The sequence below is a fragment of the Zymomonas mobilis subsp. mobilis ATCC 10988 genome (assembly GCF_000175255.2).
In the GTDB taxonomy this organism is placed as follows: Bacteria; Pseudomonadota; Alphaproteobacteria; order Sphingomonadales; family Sphingomonadaceae; genus Zymomonas; species Zymomonas mobilis.
Window position 1 is genome coordinate 1,237,775 of record NC_017262.1, and the last position, 18,610, is coordinate 1,256,384.

The window sequence follows — 18,610 nt, forward strand, 5'->3', positions numbered from 1 at the left end:
AGCTTTAATCGGCTAAGGTAATCCTCATTTTCTCATCGAATTTTTGGGTCTAGCCAATCAAAATATTAAAATTCCGATAGTTTATTCAGCCCCAATTATTTCTGTAATTTTTCTAAGTGGCGTTTTCCTAAATTATATATCAGCTCTGCTGAAACGCGCCCTTGTGTCTTGCCATAAGATAGCAATAAATTTTTCAAATTATTCGATCATATATCCATTAGTCTTGTTTTAATTTATCGGTCAGTATTTCTGAATTAAGGTTTTGTAATTAAATTTTTATCCCAGCCCAAGATTTCTATAATTTTACAAAGCGTCTTTTTTGATAAAATGTAATATTATTACAATTTATGTCTTTTAAAATATATCTATTACAATGTGCCATTAGATAAAAAAATAAATATAAATCCTGACAATTGAATGATATGAGAATTTTGCAAAGAGAGTGAACTTATAGAAGTGAAAGCGTAAAATGGTTTTTGATGTTGATTTGATCCAGCGTGTTTATCAGGGCTATCGTGATAAAATCCATAAAATACAAATCGCATTAGGTAAGCCGTTAACGCTGACAGAGAAAATACTCTATGCCCATTTAGCTGAAGGCGAAGTACTTAAGCCTTATCGACGAGGCGTTGATTACGTTAACTTCGCCCCTGATCGGGTCGCGATGCAAGATGCCACCGCCCAGATGGCGTTATTGCAGCTTTTAAATTCTGGACGGGACAAGGTTGCTGTTCCCTCTACGGTTCATTGTGATCATCTGATTTTAGCCTATAAAAACGCCCATGATGATCTGATCGCAGCAGAAAAGAGCAATCAGGAAGTCTACAGCTTTCTAAAAGACGTTTCGAATAAATATGGTATCGGTTTTTGGAAACCGGGCGCAGGTATCATTCATCAGGTCGTGTTAGAAAATTATGCATTCCCTGGTGGGATGATGATTGGAACCGACTCCCACACTCCCAATGCAGGCGGTCTTTCGATGATTGCTATTGGCGTTGGCGGCGCGGATGCCGTTGATGTGATGGCTGGTTTGCCATGGGAACTGAAAATGCCCCAGATTATCGGGGTAAAATTGACGGGTAAATTGTCAGGATGGGCTTCTGCTAAGGATGTTATCCTAAAACTTGCTGGTATTTTGACCGTCAAAGGTGGCACCAATTCAATTATTGAATATTTTGGCGATGGCGCCGCCGCTCTTTCCGCGACCGGAAAGGCAACAATCTGCAATATGGGGGCAGAAGTTGGGGCTACGACTTCGATTTTCCCATTCGATCAGAAATCTGTTGATTATCTGAAAATGACTGATCGTAGTGAAATTGCTGATCTTGGGCAGTCTCTAGAAGACTGTTTCAGAGCCGATGACGCGGTTTTGGCTGATCCTGCTTCTTATTACGATCGCGTGATTGAAATTGATCTCAGTAGCCTTGAGCCTTACGTCAATGGTCCTTTCACGCCTGATCTCGCATATCCTGTATCAGAATTTGCCAAAGCAGTTGCCGAGCATGGCTATCCTGAAAAGATGGAAGCAGGCCTTATCGGTTCTTGCACCAATTCTTCTTATGAAGATTTAAGCCGAGCAGCCTCGATTATTGAAAATGCAAATTCTTTGGATCTTAAGGTTAAATCCCAGCTTATTATCAATCCGGGTTCCGAACAGGTCAAAGAAACAGCCGAGCGCGATGGTCTGATTGGCGATTTTGAACAGGCTGGTGCCGTTATTATGGCCAATGCTTGCGGCCCTTGTATCGGTCAATGGCGGCGTGAAGGCGCTGATAAAGCGCCAAAGAATTCTATTGTCACTTCTTTTAACCGCAATTTTGCAAAAAGAAATGATGGCAATCCCAATACTTATGCCTTTGTTTGCTCACCGGAGATGGTTGCGGCCTTTTCAATCGCGGGGAGCTTAAACTTTAACCCGCTTAAAGATACCCTAACCAATGAAAAGGGTGAGCAGGTAAAACTGGCAGAACCGATTGGCGATGAATTGCCGAAGAAGGGCTTCACCCTTAAATCAGCAGGTTATATTGCGCCTGTCAAAGATGGCAGCCAGATTAAGGTAACTGTCGCACCAGATTCCGAGCGTCTGCAATTACTGGCACCTTTTGCGCCTTGGAATGGCAAAGATATTATCAATCAGCCTTTGCTGATTAAGGTGACGGGTAAATGCACGACTGATCATATCTCTATGGCAGGTGTCTGGCTGCGTTACCGTGGCCATTTGGATAATATTGCCAATAATATGCTGATTGGTGCGGTAAACGCCTTTAACCATAAAACCAATTCTGTGATTGATCCTGAAACAGGCGACTATATGGCTGTCCCTGCTTTGGCTAGAAAATATAAAGCCGAAGGTTTAGGCTCGATTGTTGTTGCCGAAGAAAATTATGGTGAAGGTTCATCGCGCGAACATGCGGCGATGGAACCGCGTTTTCTTAATGTGAAGGCGATTATTGTTAAATCTTTTGCCCGCATTCATGAAACCAACTTGAAAAAGCAAGGCATGTTGGCGCTGACTTTTGTCAATAAAGCCGATTATGACAAAGTCCAAGAAGAAGACAAAATCAGCATTTTAGGTTTAACCTCTTTTGCACCGGGTAAGAATTTAACGGTTCAGTTGACCCATAAAGACGGCTCCACAGAGTCTTTTGAAGTGAGCCATACCTATAATCAGACACAGATTGAATGGTTCCGCGCCGGTAGTGCACTGAATAAATTAAAGTCTGAATATAAAGCCTCATAATTGGGGTGAAGAAAGCGGGGCTATCGCCTCTTTTGAGGCAGATAGGCCTGCTATGAGGAATAGTGATGAGTGAAAAAATAACGTTTACCGAAGGTAAATTACAGGTTCCCGATTATCCCGTTATTCCTTTTATTGAAGGCGATGGTGTCGGACCCGAAATCTGGCAATCTGCTCAGACGATTTTCGATAAAGCCATCGAAAAGGCTTATGGCGACAAACGCCGCGTTGAATGGAAACAGGTTTTAGCTGGCGGCAAGGCTTTTGACCAAACAGGCTCATGGATGCCTGATGGAACGATGACTGCCTTCAAAGACTATCTTGTCGGTATTAAAGGCCCTCTGACAACGCCTATCGGCGGCGGTATTCGTTCTTTAAATGTAGCTTTGCGGCAGGAACTGGATCTCTTTGTTTGTTTGCGCCCAGTTCGCTGGTTTAAAGGTGTCGAAACACCGGTCAAACACCCTGAAAAAGTCAATATGACTATTTTTCGGGAAAATACCGAAGACATTTATGCGGGTATTGAATGGCTGGAAGGCACGGATGATGCCAAAAAGCTTTATAAATTCTTGCATGAAGAAATGGGCGTTACCAAGGTCCGTTTCCCTGAAACCTCTTCTTTCGGCATCAAACCCGTTTCTATTGACGGCTCTGAACGGCTTGTTCGTGCGGCTATCGAATATGCTATTGCCCAGAAAGCACCATCGATTACCTTGGTGCATAAAGGCAATATCATGAAATTCACAGAAGGCGGCTTTAAACAATGGGGCTATGCCTTAGCTGAACGTGAATTTGGCGATAAACTTTTTACGATGAACCAATATGATCAGCTGAAAAAGGCACAAGGTGCCGAAGCTGCTGACAAGGCTTTGCAGGCGGCCAAGGCTGCTGGAAAAATTATCGTTAAAGATGTGATTACCGATGCCTTCTTGCAGAATACTCTTCTGAAACCTGAAGATTATTCGGTTATTGCAACCATGAATTTGAACGGCGATTATATCTCCGATCAGTTGGCCGCCATGGTTGGCGGTATTGGTATCGCACCGGGTGCTAATATCAACTATGCCACCGGACATGCGATCTTTGAAGCGACCCATGGCACGGCACCGGATATCGCTGGGGAAGATAAGGCTAACCCGTCTTCGCTGTTACTGTCAGGTGCCATGATGTTTGACTATCTTGGATGGTTCGAAGTCGGCAAGCTGATTAGTCAGGCTATGGAAAAACTGTTCCAGAAGAGACATGCTACGGTTGATTTGGCGCGATTCATGCCAGAAGGCGTTGCGCTGCCTACCAGCCAATTTACAGAAGAGATGGTGGCCCATCTATAAATTTTAAAATTCCGGCTGCCTGATTTAGGTGGCCGGAATTTTTATTAAAAATAAATAACTACAGAAAATGCCTTTATGAAAGGCAGATTATCCTATCGTCAAAAGTCTTTAGGATAATCCCAATAAATCCTTTGTGGCTTTTCTCAGATCATCTTGCCGCATTAAAGTTTCACCTACTAAAAAACAGCCAATGTCATGACGCTGCATAGCCACCAAATCATCATGATTGCGGATACCGCTTTCCGCAACAAAGGTGCAATCTTTGGGGGCTGAACCCACTAATTCATAGGTGCGGTCAAAACTGACCGAAAAGTCTCGCAAATCGCGATTATTGACGCCAATAAGACGGGATTTCAATTTTAACGCCCGCTCCATCTCATCATGACTATGGACTTCTACCAAAGCATCCATGCCATATTCTAAAGCGGCGGCTTCAATATCCTGCATCTGTTGATCGTCCAAGGCCGCAACGATAATCAAGATCGCATCGGCACCGATGGCTCTAGCTTCGGTTACCTGCCACGGGTCAATCATAAAATCTTTACGAAGGACGGGTAACTTTACCGCTTGTCTGGCCGCGATTAAATAATCTTCATGGCCTTGGAAATAGGGGCGATCTGTTAAAACGGATAAACAGGCTGCACCGCCTTCTTCATAGTCACGGGCATGGGCTGCTGGTGTAAAATCAGAACGGATTAACCCTTTTGAAGGGCTAGCTTTTTTGATTTCTGCAATAAGCCCGAATTGCCCTCGCGCTCTCTTTTTTTCTAGGGCAGCTCGAAAACCACGGGGTTGCGTCTGTGCCTTTATCAAATCAAGAAGGGCATTATTCCCAATCTGTTTTTTTCGTTCTGCCACGAATTCTGCCTTGGTGGCGCAGATCTCTGTAAGAATATTTGACATCGGTGATCCGTGAAAAGGGGAGAGTTGAAATCTGCTATATCCATTTTTAAAAATGAACTGATAGATAGATTTTTGAAAATATCCTTTCCCATAAGGGATAATCAGCCGATCTTAAAGCTGATCTTTAGAAGTCTTAGTATAAAGAAATTATCCTTCACTTCATCATTTGAAGTGAAATTTTGGTCATATTATCGGCAATATTCCTGATATTTTGACGATCGGGCTCAGCCTTGCTAAATCCCAAAACCTTGATCTTGCCCAAAAAACTGAATTGATATTTCCCATCGCAGATTTTCCTTCGAGGAAGCCGGATAAATAGAGCTAAAATCTTTCGGTAAAATTTTGAGCTCTGGTAAAAGATGGCAATCTCAATTCTTCGGCAAGGCCTAGCATTTTTAAGGATACCCGATGACCAGCGCAAAGAGTCCAAAAGCAAACCTGCCCGTTTACGTTACACGAGAATTATTGGCGGGTATGGTAGCGACCTTCGCGCTTATTCCAGAAGTCATTGCTTTTAGTTCGGTTGCAGGCATTAATCCGCAAGTCGGATTATATGCGTCTTTTGTCATTGGTCTTGTTATTGCTTTTTCGGGCGGAAGGCCTGCCATGATTTCGGCGGCTGCCGGTTCGGTTGCCTTAGTTGCAGCGGCGTTGGTTCATGGCCATGGATTACAATATTTGTTAGCCGCCGGTATTCTTGCTGGGGTGTTCCAAATTATTTTTGGTCTGCTGCGGTTATCTATTCTGATGCGTTTCGTTGCTCGTCCAGTGCGGACGGGATTTGTTAATGCTTTGGCTATTCTGATTTTTTCAGCCCAGCTTCCCCAAATATTGGGCGCGAATACCCAAGGGCTGATTTTGATCGGGCTTGGGCTAGTGATTATTTATGCCGCGCCCCGTTTAATTCGCAGCATTCCATCGCCCTTGATTGCGATTGTTATTCTCACTCTGATTTCTCATTTCTTCCATTTACAGGTAAAAACTGTCGCCGAATTAGGACAATTACCGCTTACTTTGCCCCATTGGGCATTGCCGAATGTTCCCCATAATTGGCAGACCTTGCAGATTATCTTGATGCCAGCCTTGGCGATAGCGATGGTCGGGCTATTGGAATCGATCATGACCGCTTTTGTGGTAGATGATCTGACCGATAGCAGCAGCGATAAAGATAGGGAATCATGGGGATTAGGCATTGCCAATATCGCTGCCAGCCTTTTCGGGGGCATTGCGGGATGTGGTATGATCGGACAGACCGTTGGTAATGTCCGATATGGGGGCAGGGGGCGACTATCTACTTTTGCCGCTGGCATGTTTTTGATGATTTTTATGCTAGGACTTCGGTCTTGGGTATCTGAAATCCCTGTGGCTGCCTTGGTCGCTGTTATGGTGATGGTTTCTATCAGCACCTTTAACTGGCAATCTTTCTCGGATATTAAACGGCAGCCGAAACTTTCAATTATCGTGATGATCGCAACAGTGCTGGTTACTGTCCTGACTCATAATCTAGCTGCCGGTGTCATTGTTGGGGTGCTGTTAAGCAGCTTATTCTTTGCCTTTAAAATTGCGTCTTTAATCAAGGTAAAGGCTGTTGATGAAGAGAATAAGCGTATCTACCAAGTCAGGGGACAGGTTTTCTATGCCTCTGCCGATATGTTTATTGATGCGTTTGATATGAAGGATATTGAGGGACGTTCGGTAACGATTGACCTGACGCATGCCCATTTATGGGATGTAACTGCTGTAGAAGCCTTTCAAAAGGTGCAGGAGCGCTTTAGCCATCACAAAGCAGAGTTGACGGTTATTGGCCTGAATAAAGCCAGTTCAGTTTTGATTGATAAGCTAACAGATTGATATTCATCAGTAGGACGGCAGAAGCGCTAAAAGAGACTTTTGCTGAAAATCAGTGTGGGAAATACATAGATAGAAAAAGCCATGATGGCTTTTGATAATAGAAATGGGAAGCTTCTGTTGCCCGGTGCTTCCCGAACCGCTGGAATCTGCTTCTGTTGCCCGGTGCAGCCCAACCGCGCTCTTACTTAGTAATGTCTACCCGTGAAGGTTTCCATTACGCAGCAACAGCGAGTACCTCGTTATCGTTGGCACTTATAAAAATGATCGGTTTAACGGCTCAATCACGCCGGATGGCAATCAAGTCTTTACTACACACGTCGATCCTGTTTCGCCCCCATCAACAACAGTGGCTTGCTATCCGCGGCTGTTGGTGGAGGCGCCGGAGTACTGCCCTCCGGGTCCGTCGAGTCTATTTCACTTAACAGTCTACCATCGTAGTCACCGAAGTGACGCTCTCTAGCTAAGGTCGGACAGCCATAAAGGCAATAGCTGTCCGTAAATTTTTATAAAAACTTTGCATGATCACTTGCAGCAGTCGCTTCTTCTTTGGCTTTCTCCGCTGGATTCGGCTCTTTTTCTGATGGATCAATTTTAGCAAAGATCAAAGGATCACTGGCAGGTGTCCACCAATTTCTCTGCAACATTTTGAGGCTTTGTGCCAAAATTGTGTCTGAACGAATATCCGGTTTTTCTGTGCCGATGGTTTGGGATAAATAAATCCCTGAATATCCGCTAAAGATATAAGCGGTGCAACATCCGGCGGCGAAATAAACGATGTTATCGGCTCCGAACATCTCTACCCCCATGATAATACAGGCGAGGGGCGTGTTAGCAGCGGCACCAAAGACAGCAATAAAACCAATGCCAGCAAAAAGATCGACAGGCGCGCCAATGATATGGGCAATGGTGCTACCCAAGGCGGCTCCGACAAAGAAAAGGGGCGTTACCTCACCCCCCTTAAAACCAGTGCTAAGAGTAACCACTGTAAAGATAAATTTGAGTAACCAACTCCAATAATGATGCTGTTGGGGGTCAAAAAAACTACCTAACTGTAATCCATTAGGTTGAGCTGCAATCGTTCCTATACCAAGATAGTCTCTCGTTCCGGTAATATAAACGAGAGCAATCACAATAAGACCGCCCGTAAAACTGATAAGAGGTGCCGATGGAATAACTTTTTTAAACCATTGGGCGCTATTGGCGAGACTTTCCGAAAAGAGGCGGGCGATAACACCAAAGGCGATTGAGGCCAGAATAACTTTAAAAAAGAGAATAATATTTAATTGGAAATGCCCCATCTGGCTAAAGGAGGCCATGCTATAACGCAGATGATCCATCCCCCAAAGGCGACAGACCCAGTCACCCAAGATCGCCGCTGTTAAAGCTGGAATAAGCGCGCGATATTCTAATCGACCAATAACCGGCACTTCTAGGGCAAAGATCGCTCCCGTGACAGGCGTTCCAAAAACAGCACCAAAACCGGCGGCAATACCTGATATCAGGAGCAAGCGAATATCTTTTTTATCAAGCCCTGCGATTTTGCCTATGCCGCTGGCGATACTACCGCCTAACTGGACAGCCGTGCCTTCTCGACCTGCCGAGCCACCAAAAAGATGAGTTATAACGGTCGATATAAAAATAAGGGGTGCCATTCGTAACGGGACACCTACATTCGGCTTATGAATCTCTTCCAAAATGAGATTATTTCCACCAGCCGCCAATTTACCGTAACGGCTGTAAAGCCATGAAGTGATAAAACCAGCAATAGGCAATCCGAAAAGAAGCGCTGGATAGAGAAAACGCGTTTTTGTCGCCCATTCCAATGACCATAGGAACAGGGCACAACAACTGCCGATAATAGCTGCCAATGGGAAAATGATAGCGAGCCATTTAAACAGCAAAATAAGCCGATAGGGTTTGTATTTTAAAAATAACTGATACATCTGGCATCCTTTAATCAAGGAGCCAAACCGTGTTCCGCCAAGAACGATCATCAGCAGGCATGACTCCTCAATCATAAAAATATGTTTGAGCAGGAGTCATCAGCCTAAAGGGCGGTTCGATCCATAGAAAGGATCAGGTAGATTCCATTACCTTATCTATATTAAGGCCAAAATAATGCCAAAAGTCAAGTCAGTGGATAATGGAAATGGTCATTCCCTAACCGCAAGGCAAAATAAGGCTAGAAACCACATAACGGTTAGGCTGATTACTTAAGGTGAATTTTCCTTTGAATTGGCGGGCAAACATAGCCGCAATTTTCAGGCCTAAGCTATCGACCTTTTCAAGGGAAAAGCCTTGGGGAAGAGGTTTGCCATTATTGGAAATGGTAAGCTCGATTTGCCCGCCAATTTTTTGAAGCTTAATTTCAATAAACGCGTCTTTATGATCGCCTTTAAAGCCATGCTCTAACGCGTTTGAAACGGATTCAGCCGATACAAGCGCTAAAGGGATTGCCATATCTGACGGTAAGATCAGGTCTTCAGCTTCTATTTTATAGCGGATATTCGGGAGATTACTGGACGCAATGACCTCTTTGATCAAGCGATCAAGGATCAGTTTTGCCCCAAGCTGATTCCCGTTTTTAATATAAAGCGCCCGCTGTAATTCACCGATCATATGAATCCGCCGAACAGAGGCATCAATAGCTTCCTTGGCTTTTTCATCAGTGATGCTGCGGCTTTGCATCCGCAATAATGACGCAATAACCTGTAAGTTATTTGAAATGCGATGCTGTAATTCATGAAACAGCAATTCATTGCGTTCAGCCAGCATCTGATTATAGGCACGCTTTTTCTGGAGGCGGTAATTACCTTGCTGTAGCGCAATCACCAATCCCATATCCGTGACTGTTTCTAGCAGACAAAGAAACCAGACCAATACACCGTTAAATCGGCTTCCTTCTTCGATAAAATAAGGCGCAACCATCAAGCTAAGAATAGCCGCGATAATACCCGGTCTTGTCCCAAAGAGGAAAGTAACCACAAGCATTGTCGGCATAAAGGTCACGAAAGGATAACCTGCCGGTAAAAAATGCCCAATAATACTACGGACAAGGAAGGCACATCCTACAAAAATCAAAGCGCAGATATTCCCGAGCCATGGTTTATTTTGCCATAAAGGCAAAAGCTCTAACATCCTGTGCATGACCGGGGTATTCCGGATTAAGACCATGCATCCTCCCCCAGATACAATATTCTGGTATTTCCTATAAAAAGACAGTTTGAGACTATCTTTATCACTGTTTGTTCTATGGCCTTCTTTTTATGCAAAAAAAAGGAGGATCTTTAAAGACCCTCCTTTTTCGATACAAAATATGAAAGATATTAGCTATCTTTGCGCAGGAATGCCGGAGCAAATTCCGGTTCCATGTCACGTCTTGCCGGACGATCGCCAGATTCCCGACGAGGGCCCCGATCACGACGAGGACGCTCACCACCGCGACGTTCTGCGTTCTCACGTGGCGGACGGTTATCATCCAGCTCTGCGCCGGTTTCCTGATCGACAACACGCATAGACAGGCGAACCTTGCCACGGTTGTCAATTTCAAGAACCTTGACTTTGACTTCCTGACCTTCAGACAGGACATCGCTGACCTTGTTGACACGTTCGTTCTTGATTTCCGAAACATGTACCAAGCCGTCACGGCCACCCATGAAGTTTACGAAGGCACCGAAATCAACGATATTGACGACTTTACCGTTATAGATTTTGCCTACTTCCGGTTCTTCAACAATACCATTGATCCATTCACGGGCTGCTTCAATATTGGCCGGATCGGAAGAAGACAGACGAACCGTGCCGTCATCTTCGATATCGACCTTGGCACCTGTGGTCGCCACGATTTCACGGATAACTTTTCCGCCCGTTCCGATAACATCACGGATTTTGTCTTTTGGTACGCTCATTGTTTCAATGCGCGGTGCCAAATTAGAAATTTCGGAGCGGACTTCACCCAGCGCTTTGGACATTTCACCCAAGATATGAGCACGGCCACCTTTAGCCTGTTCCAAAGCTTTCTGCATGATTTCTTCGGTAATGCCAGCAACCTTGATGTCCATCTGGAGGCTGGTGATACCTTTTTCGGTACCGGCGACCTTAAAGTCCATATCACCCAAGTGATCTTCATCACCCATGATATCCGACAAAATAGCGAAGCCGTCTTTTTCCAGAATAAGACCCATGGCGATACCGGAAACCGGACGCGTTAAGGGAACACCGGCATCCATCAAGGCAAGGCAGCCACCGCAAACGGTTGCCATGGAAGAGGAACCATTAGATTCGGTGATATCCGACAAAACGCGGATGGTATACGGGAAATCAGCCTTGCTCGGCAAAACCGGATGAAGCGCACGCCATGCCAGTTTACCATGGCCGATTTCACGACGACCCGGAGCCCCAAAACGACCAACTTCACCGACCGAATAAGGAGGGAAGTTATAATGCAGCATGAAGCGTTCATAATGAAGGCCGGTTAAACCGTCGATCATCTGTTCAGCATCCGCCGTTCCAAGGGTGGTTGAAACCAAAGCCTGTGTTTCACCGCGCGTAAACAGAGCAGAACCATGCGTGCGGGGCAAGAATCCAACCTGAGAGCGGATCGGGCGAACTGTTTTCAGATCGCGTCCGTCAATTCTCCGGCCTTCTTTCAGAATGGCGGTGCGGACGATTTTTGCTTCCAGCTTCTTCGCGAGCTTCTGGATACGCAGCTTTTCTGTCGGATCAGCTTCTGGGAAGGCTTCGTCAAGAACCGCTTTGGCCTTGCTCAAGGCTTCAACACGCTCAGCCTTACGAGTCAGACGATAGGCCTTATCGAAATTGTCGTAGCAGAGTTCTTCGACTTTGGCAGCCAATGCGCTGTCATCATAGCTGACCAGTTCCCAAGGCTCTTTAGCGGCCTGTTCTGCCAGATTGATGATAGCTTTGATAACCGGCTGTAAAGATTCATGCGCAAAAGAAACGGCATTGAGCATGACTTCTTCGGGAAGCTCATTCGCTTCCGATTCAACCATCATCACGGCATCACGGGTAGCCCCGACAACCAGATCAAGATCACTTTTTTCAAGCTGTTCCAAGGTCGGGTTAAGAATGAACTCGCCATCTTGATAACCCACACGGGCAGCACCGATGGGACCAAGGAAAGGCACACCGGAAAGAGCAAGGGCCGCAGAAGCGGCGATCATCGCCAAGATATCCGGTTCATTCTCGCCGTCATAGGACATGACCTGCGCAATGACCAAGGTTTCGTTATAGAAACCTTCCGGAAACAGAGGACGGATTGGACGGTCGATTAACCGTGAAATCAGCGTTTCCCGTTCGGTTGCGCCACGTTCACGCTTGAAAAAGCCACCGGGAATACGGCCTGCTGCTGAATATTTTTCCTGATAATGGACGGTCAAAGGAAAGAAATCCTGACCTTCTTTTACCGTTTTTGCTGCCGTTACCGCGCATAATACGACCGTTTCACCTAAGGTCGCAATGACGGCGCCATCTGCCTGACGGGCAACCTGTCCGGTTTCCAGTGTCAGTTTTTTCCCGCCCCAATCGATTTCCTGGCGTTTAATATCGAACATTCAATTTCCTTCTGGCTCCGACCCTATGTCAGGAGCTGCCTTTTTCCGGATTCGCCGGATTGCGAGATAACCGGATGCGAAACGGCCTCCCGATAAGGAGGCCGCACCGTCTTTTACTTACGAAGACCCAGTCTTGCGATAAGGCTGCTGTAGCGGTCTTTGTCGTTATTCTTGACGTAATCAAGCAGGCTACGACGCTTGTTAACCAAACGGAGCAAACCACGACGGGAATGGTTATCCTTGGCGTGGGTTTTGAAATGTTCGGTCAGGTTAACAATCCGTTCGGTCAGAATAGCAACCTGGACTTCCGGAGAACCCGTATCGCCTTCGACGCGTGCATATTCTTTGATTAACGCTTCTTTGCGTTCTGCTGTGATCGACATCAGTCGTCCTTTCTATTTTAAAAATTGAAACCGCGCAAAACCCGGGCTTCTTGCCCAGTGACTTCAATAAGAGCAACCGGAATTTGTGATTCCATTGCCATATTTAAGCCGGATTCTGCGTTAATTCCGATCAATTTCTGCCCCTGACGGAGTGCTTTTGCCTGATCGGAGGAAACTGCTAAAGCCGGGATGTCGTCCAGCCCTGCTGTTAAAGGCAAAAGCATTTGATACAGCTTTCCAGCTTGCGCCATTTCCATTAATTTGTCCAGTGAAATTGCCTGTTCACTCGTAAATGGCCCCGATTTCAATCGACGCAAATAGCTGACATGACCATAACAATTCAGTTTATGGGCAATGTCGCGGGCAAGGCTTCTAATATAGGTGCCTTTAGAAACCTTGGCGATAAAAGTAGCCTGATCGGGGCTAAAATCGTCTAAGGTCAATTCATGGATAGTAATATCGCGTCCTTTGACGGTCACCGTTTCTCCGGCGCGGACGCGGTCGCAGGCGCGTTTCCCATTGATTTTCAAGGCAGAATAAACGGGGGGGATTTGGTGTATTTCACCTCGGAAGCAAGATAGAACAGATTCCACTTCTTCCCTTGTGGGACGTTTATCTGATTGAGCGGTGATGTGCCCCTCTCTATCCAAGCTATCCGTTTCCGCTCCAAAAGCGAGGGTAAAGGCATAGACTTTGTCGGAATTAAGCGCATAGCCCGCCAATTTCGTCGCCTCGCCTAAGGCAACAGGTAAAACGCCAGAGGCAAGGGGATCTAACGTCCCGCCATGACCGACTTTTACTTTCGGTAATCCGGCGATACGGATAGCGCGTTTGACAGCAGAGACGGCTTGGGTTGAGCCTAAGCCTTCTTGCTTGTCGAGAATGATCCAGCCATGGAGCGCATCGGTCGGGGAGGGCGTAAGGGTCATAAGCTATTGAGTTTTTCTATAAAATGGCGGCGGCAAAGCGCGATATAGCGCTCGTTCCCTCCGATGTCCGTTTGTTGTCCATGACGAATGGGCTTTTTATTTTCATCAACCCGTAAATTCATTGTCGCCTTGGCACCGCAAAAACAGACCGATTTGATTTCTGCCAATTTATCCGCAATCGCCAGCAGATATTTCGAGCCTTCAAATAATTCAGCCTGAAAGTCAGTGCGAAGACCGTAACATAAAACTGGAATATTCAAATCGTCACAGACGCGGGCAAGTTCAAATACCTGATTTTTGTTCAGGAATTGCGCTTCATCTATCAAGATACAGTGCAGCGGATTTTTAACATGCTGCTCTTGGATAATATCCCATAGAGAGCTTTCCTCAAAAAACGCGATAGCGGGCGCTTCTAAACCGATACGGGATTTTATGACACCCTGTTTATAGCGGGTATCAATTCCGGCCGTGAACAATAAGGTTTGCATCCCTCGTTCACGATAATTGAAATCCGCTTGCAAAAGATTCGTCGATTTTCCGGCGTTCATCGAGGCATAATAAAAATACAACTTAGCCATGCGTGAAATACCCGCTTGATCGCTTAAAGGCTGCCTTCGCTGTCGTCTTCCTGATCGTCATTTTCCTGTAAATCACGCTGCACATGAGGCGAGCGTAACAGTGAGTCAATCCGACTACCCTGTTCAAAACTTTCATCGGCTAAAAAGCGGAGCTTAGGCACGTATTTCAGCCGTATTTTTTTAGCGATAGCGGCTTGGAGAAAAGAAGCGTTTTTTGACAGAACGCCGATGACTGTGTCATCAGACGCGCCGCCTAACGATTTTACGAAAACGGTGGCGATCCGTAAATCAGGAGTCATTCTGACTTCACTGATAGAGACAAATAGATTGTCTAATGTATCGCCATGGATTTCCCCTCTCATCAGCATTTCAGCTAAAACATGACGGATTTGTTCTCCGACACGTAACGGGCGGATGGAGTGACCTTCTGGCGTTTGATTGCGACGCATGGGCTACAGACCTTAAAAAACAAAATATAAAATACGGTATCTTTTTAAGGGCTGAGAGAGACAGACTTTAAAAAGAAATCGGCATGAAAAAGAATTGCGGCCAAGGTCGATGACCCTGACCGCAAAATAGATAATCTGTTGAAAAATTAAAGGGTGCGTGCCCGTTCTTCAACTTCAAAGGTTTCGACAATATCACCCGCTTTGATGTCGGTTGAGCCTTCCAGCGTGATACCGCATTCGAGACCAGCCCGAACTTCGGGAACATCATCTTTAAAGCGACGCAGTGATGCGATTGAACCGTTATAAATAATAACGTCATTACGCAGCACACGTGCCCGCAATTTCTGGCGGATATAGCCTTCCAGAACCAACAGACCGGCGGCGCGGCCATGTTTACCAGCAGAGAAGACCTCACGAATTTCGGCTTTACCGACCACAGTTTCAAAATATTCTGGGCCAAGTTTGCCAGCCATAGCGGCTTTAATTTCATCGATCAGATCATAGATCACATCGTAAAATTTCAAGGCTACGCCATCGCGACGGGCAATATCACGTGCTTTGCTGTTCGGACGAACATGGAAGCCGATAATCGGCGCACCAGAAGCTGCGGCCAAGGAGACATCGCTTTCAGTGATACCACCAACGCCCTGATGTAAAATACGAACGCGGATATCCTCATTCGAAATTTTATTAAGAGCACCGGCGATTGCTTCGACTGAACCCTGCGTATCGGCTTTGATAAGCAGAGGATATTCAACAGCCTGCTTGTCCTTCAATGCCGAGAACATGGATTCAAGGCTGGCTGGCTGTGCCGTCGTCCGCTTACGAAGGGCGATTTCAGCACGGTAAGCTGCGACTTCACGGGCACGGGCTTCGCTTTCAACAACCGTAAGGGTGTCACCGGCCTGCGGAACGCCGGAAAGACCGAGGACTTCAACCGGCATAGAAGGGCCAGCTTCTTTCTGGTTCTTTCCTTGGGCATCGGTCATGGCTCTTACACGGCCACTGAATTCACCGACCACAAAGATATCGCCAACCTTCAAGGTGCCGCGACGAACCAGAATGGTTGCGACCGGTCCACGACCGCGATCCAGCTTGGCTTCAACGACAGTGCCTTCTGCGGCACGATCAGGATTGGCCTTAAGCTCAAGCATTTCTGCCTGAAGCAGGATCTTTTCGATCAATTCATCAAGACCGGTCTTTTTCGCTGCAGAAATTTCGACATCCTGTACGTCACCGCCCATGGCTTCGACCTGCACATTATATTGCAGCAAGGCTTCACGAATGCGCTGGGGATTGGCTTCCGGCTTATCCATCTTATTGATGGCAATGATAATCGGAACATCCGCTGCGCGAGCATGGTCAATGGCTTCGACCGTCTGCGGTCTTAAACCATCATCTGCCGCAACAACAATGATAACAATGTCGGTAACATTGGCACCACGTGCACGCATTTCACTGAAGGCTTCATGACCCGGCGTATCGAGCAAGGTGATTTTCTCACCTGAAGGTGATTCTACCTGGTAAGCGCCAATATGCTGGGTAATACCACCGGCTTCACCACGAACCACATCGCTGCCACGCAAAGCATCGAGCAAGGAGGTCTTACCATGGTCAACATGTCCCATGATCGTCACGACCGGAGGACGTGATTTCAGCGTTTCTTCTGGATCGACGTCGCTCGAGCTATCGATTTCGACGTCACTTTCAGAAACGCGTTTGATGTTATGGCCAAATTCAGTGACCAACAATTCTGCGGTATCCTGATCGATCGTCTGGGTAAGCGTTACAGCCACGCCCATTTTGAACAAGGCTTTGACCAGATCAGCACCCCGTTCAGCCATACGGTTGGCTAATTCCTGAACCGTAATCGCTTCTGGAACAACAACGTCACGTATCTGACGAACCTGTTGGGCTCTGTTCTGGTTTGCGCGTTTATCTTTTTCACGGGCGCGTCGTAAAGCCGCCAAAGAACGGGCGCGTGCGCCACCCTCATCACCCGACAAAGCCTTGGTGACAGTCAGTTTACCTGATTGACGACGATCTTCACCCTTGCGATCACGCATAGCAGGGCGAGGGGCTTCGCGTCTTGGCGGTGATACCGGTGTAAAGCGTCTTGGGGCAGGAGAGCGAGGCGATTCGCTCCGCTCTTCGCGGGCTTTAGGTGCCGCGGCTTTTGCTGGACGACGCGTTTTTTCTTCGCCTTCAGCAGCCCCTGCCGTTTTGGCTTGAGCCGCTTTGGCTTCTTTTTCAGCTTTAGCGCGCGCTTTTGCTTCAGCTTTCTCTTTTTCTTTCAGAGCAGCCTGTTTTTCAGCTTCAACTTTCGCTTCGGCTTCAAGACGACGTTTTTCTTCAATCCGGCGCTGTTCTTCAAGATCGGCTTCTTGTTTCAGGCGATCTTCGCGGCGACGGGCTTCTTCCAATGCCTGAAGACGGCTTTCTTCTGCTTCACGCAAAAGGCGAGCCTGTAATTCCTGTCTCGAAGCGAGATCACGATGTGCCAATGTCCGTGGCTGACGCGGCTGACCGCCTGAACGCGTCTGGTTTTTATTCTGACTGCCACGGCCGCCTTGGCGACCGCGATTGTCCTGCGAACGATTACCCGACGGGCGATTGCCGGAAGCATTCGCGCCATTCTTTTCGGTCGTTTTCTTGGCACCCCGATCCGTAACCTTTATGGCTGCGGGTTTCGCGGCTTCTGCACTTGCCGGAGCGGCGGCTTCTTTTTCAGCTACAGGCTGTGCTGCGGCAGGCGCAGCTTTGCTTGTTTCTTGGGCGGTCGCTTCTGCTGCAACTGGTTTAGGTGCAGCTGGCGCTGGCGCCGGAGCCGGAGCAGCAGCAGGCGTTGCCACGGTTTCATTCTTGGTAGCAGTTTGAGTAACGGCTGTATCCTTATTTGGGGTATTTTCTACCGGTGCAGCCTGTTTTTTGGCCGTTTCAGCAGCCGTTGCTGCATCACCACTGCCCGGTTTATTGATAACCCGTCTTCTTTTGGTTTCTACAATCACGGTATTTGAACGGCCATGGCTGAAGCTCTGCTTCACCTTGCTGGTCTCTACTGTGCGTTTTATTCCCAGCGGCGCCCGCATCCCGAGCTTCGGCTTGTCGTTATCGCTCATCTGTTAATCCGAACCCTTCACATTATTTCCAGCGATAGCCATGGTATCTGCATTCTCGTCGATGCAAATATCGGTATCCCAGTTCCAACCTATAAATCGGCACCACCGCATCAAAGATTTCTTGATACGGTCAGCTGTTGTTGGTGCAGTTAATGCAATATGTACCACATTTCCGCGTCCAACGGCCAATGACAAAATCATGCGGTCGACAGGCAAAACCCAACCTTTGACAGACTGGAAGTCTTGTCTTTCAGCATTTCTATTTTTTCCGCTTTGAAAAGCGTGATCCAGTTTTTTGCAACCATCCGGTGCCGCATCCGAGGCATGAAGCAAAAGGGCGGCTTGCCCATTTCGACAACTATCTATGATGCGTTCAAAACCGGTTAGCAGTCGTCCGGAACGCGCCTCTATGCCGAGCTGGTTTAACACCTGCTGTTGAAGCGCATTTTCTATACGGACAGGGAGATCAGAAGAAATAGTGATATCAGAGGTTTTGAAGGCGCGTTGTAATGCCGCCTTCAATTTGCCTTTGGTAATTGCCCGACTAAGTGCCGTATGATCAACACTGATCCACGCCCCGCGTCCGGGCGCACGAGCCCGAACATCAGGGTGCACCGATCCGTCTGGGGCAAGGGCAAGTCGGATCAGATAATCGCGCGAGTCCTTACCACCGGTTAAAATACACCGGCGGGACGAATCAGTCTTCAGTTCATCATTGACGGTTTCATTGTCTTCCATACGCCAAGGCGCCTCCTTT

Annotated in this window: 13 protein-coding genes, 1 other RNA gene and 1 riboswitch; of the genes, 3 read left to right on the plus strand and 11 right to left on the minus strand. The window is 47.0% G+C overall.

The genetic code is table 11. The annotated features are described in order from the left end of the window. Positions 1–469: 469 nt before the first annotated feature. Complete coding sequence (locus tag ZMOB_RS05530; RefSeq protein WP_014500848.1) at positions 470–2,740, plus strand: aconitate hydratase; 2,271 nt, start codon at positions 470–472, stop codon at positions 2,738–2,740. Between the two features lie 65 nt (positions 2,741–2,805). After that, complete coding sequence (gene icd, locus ZMOB_RS05535) at positions 2,806–4,068, plus strand: NADP-dependent isocitrate dehydrogenase (RefSeq protein WP_014500849.1); 1,263 nt, start codon at positions 2,806–2,808, stop codon at positions 4,066–4,068. Positions 4,069–4,176: 108 nt separating this feature from the next. Here icd and trpC read toward each other — a convergent pair whose 3' ends face one another. Continuing rightward, positions 4,177–4,971 carry an indole-3-glycerol phosphate synthase TrpC gene (gene trpC / locus ZMOB_RS05540; RefSeq protein WP_014500850.1) on the minus strand — a complete coding sequence of 265 codons (795 nt, stop codon included), beginning with the start codon at positions 4,969–4,971 and terminating at the stop codon, positions 4,177–4,179. 408 nt (positions 4,972–5,379) lie between these two features. Here trpC and ZMOB_RS05545 point away from each other — a divergent pair, with 408 nt between their 5' ends. Next, positions 5,380–6,822, plus strand: coding sequence for a SulP family inorganic anion transporter (locus tag ZMOB_RS05545; RefSeq protein WP_014500851.1), 1,443 nt, complete (start codon positions 5,380–5,382; stop codon positions 6,820–6,822). A 141-nt stretch (positions 6,823–6,963) separates the two neighbouring features. On the opposite strand, the gene ssrA is transcribed toward ZMOB_RS05545, so the two are convergent. From ssrA to ZMOB_RS05590, 10 genes are all read right to left on the minus strand, one after another. Beyond that, positions 6,964–7,312, minus strand: a transfer-messenger RNA (tmRNA) gene (ssrA, locus tag ZMOB_RS09860). A gap of 13 nt (positions 7,313–7,325) precedes the next feature. Beyond that, positions 7,326–8,816 (minus strand): voltage-gated chloride channel family protein, encoded by a 1,491-nt coding sequence (locus tag ZMOB_RS05550; protein ID WP_014500852.1) that lies wholly within the window; start codon positions 8,814–8,816, stop codon positions 7,326–7,328. A gap of 32 nt (positions 8,817–8,848) precedes the next feature. After that, positions 8,849–8,926, minus strand: a riboswitch (Fluoride riboswitch). A gap of 56 nt (positions 8,927–8,982) precedes the next feature. Then, the gene (locus ZMOB_RS05555) at positions 8,983–9,996 is read right to left on the minus strand and encodes a sensor histidine kinase (RefSeq protein ID WP_012817267.1); all 1,014 of its coding nucleotides are present in this window, start codon (positions 9,994–9,996) and stop codon (positions 8,983–8,985) included. Positions 9,997–10,148: 152 nt separating this feature from the next. Beyond that, complete coding sequence (gene pnp / locus ZMOB_RS05560) at positions 10,149–12,395, minus strand: polyribonucleotide nucleotidyltransferase (protein ID WP_014500853.1); 2,247 nt, start codon at positions 12,393–12,395, stop codon at positions 10,149–10,151. Positions 12,396–12,508: 113 nt separating this feature from the next. Beyond that, complete coding sequence (gene rpsO / locus ZMOB_RS05565; protein WP_011240456.1) at positions 12,509–12,778, minus strand: 30S ribosomal protein S15; 270 nt, start codon at positions 12,776–12,778, stop codon at positions 12,509–12,511. 17 nt (positions 12,779–12,795) lie between these two features. Beyond that, the gene (gene truB / locus ZMOB_RS05570) at positions 12,796–13,707 is read right to left on the minus strand and encodes a tRNA pseudouridine(55) synthase TruB (protein ID WP_014500854.1); all 912 of its coding nucleotides are present in this window, start codon (positions 13,705–13,707) and stop codon (positions 12,796–12,798) included. Further along, complete coding sequence (locus ZMOB_RS05575; protein WP_014500855.1) at positions 13,704–14,285, minus strand: thymidine kinase; 582 nt, start codon at positions 14,283–14,285, stop codon at positions 13,704–13,706. The genes truB and ZMOB_RS05575 overlap by 4 nt, the downstream gene beginning before the upstream one ends. 23 nt (positions 14,286–14,308) lie before the next feature. Further along, the gene (gene rbfA / locus ZMOB_RS05580; RefSeq protein WP_012817264.1) at positions 14,309–14,734 is read right to left on the minus strand and encodes a 30S ribosome-binding factor RbfA; all 426 of its coding nucleotides are present in this window, start codon (positions 14,732–14,734) and stop codon (positions 14,309–14,311) included. Positions 14,735–14,880: 146 nt separating this feature from the next. Continuing rightward, positions 14,881–17,853: a translation initiation factor IF-2 gene (gene infB, locus ZMOB_RS05585; RefSeq protein ID WP_014500856.1), complete on the minus strand. Its 2,973-nt coding sequence runs from the start codon at positions 17,851–17,853 to the stop codon at positions 14,881–14,883. A gap of 3 nt (positions 17,854–17,856) precedes the next feature. Next, on the minus strand, positions 17,857–18,591 hold the full coding sequence (locus tag ZMOB_RS05590) for a DUF448 domain-containing protein (RefSeq protein WP_011240461.1): 735 nt from the start codon (positions 18,589–18,591) through the stop codon (positions 17,857–17,859). Between the last annotated feature and the right edge of the window lie 19 nt (positions 18,592–18,610).

Coding starts and splice junctions, on each gene's coding strand:
- pnp (WP_014500853.1), bottom strand. CDS start 12,395: ATGTTCGATATTAAACGCCAGGAAATCGATTGGGGCGGGAAAAAACTG.
- ZMOB_RS05550 (WP_014500852.1), bottom strand. CDS start 8,816: ATGATCGTTCTTGGCGGAACACGGTTTGGCTCCTTGATTAAAGGATGC.
- ZMOB_RS05530 (WP_014500848.1), top strand. CDS start 470: ATGGTTTTTGATGTTGATTTGATCCAGCGTGTTTATCAGGGCTATCGT.
- infB (WP_014500856.1), bottom strand. CDS start 17,853: ATGAGCGATAACGACAAGCCGAAGCTCGGGATGCGGGCGCCGCTGGGA.
- ZMOB_RS05555 (WP_012817267.1), bottom strand. CDS start 9,996: ATGGTCTTAATCCGGAATACCCCGGTCATGCACAGGATGTTAGAGCTT.
- ZMOB_RS05545 (WP_014500851.1), top strand. CDS start 5,380: ATGACCAGCGCAAAGAGTCCAAAAGCAAACCTGCCCGTTTACGTTACA.
- rbfA (WP_012817264.1), bottom strand. CDS start 14,734: ATGCGTCGCAATCAAACGCCAGAAGGTCACTCCATCCGCCCGTTACGT.
- truB (WP_014500854.1), bottom strand. CDS start 13,707: ATGACCCTTACGCCCTCCCCGACCGATGCGCTCCATGGCTGGATCATT.
- ZMOB_RS05590 (WP_011240461.1), bottom strand. CDS start 18,591: ATGGAAGACAATGAAACCGTCAATGATGAACTGAAGACTGATTCGTCC.
- ZMOB_RS05575 (WP_014500855.1), bottom strand. CDS start 14,285: ATGGCTAAGTTGTATTTTTATTATGCCTCGATGAACGCCGGAAAATCG.
- icd (WP_014500849.1), top strand. CDS start 2,806: ATGAGTGAAAAAATAACGTTTACCGAAGGTAAATTACAGGTTCCCGAT.
- rpsO (WP_011240456.1), bottom strand. CDS start 12,778: ATGTCGATCACAGCAGAACGCAAAGAAGCGTTAATCAAAGAATATGCA.
- trpC (WP_014500850.1), bottom strand. CDS start 4,971: ATGTCAAATATTCTTACAGAGATCTGCGCCACCAAGGCAGAATTCGTG.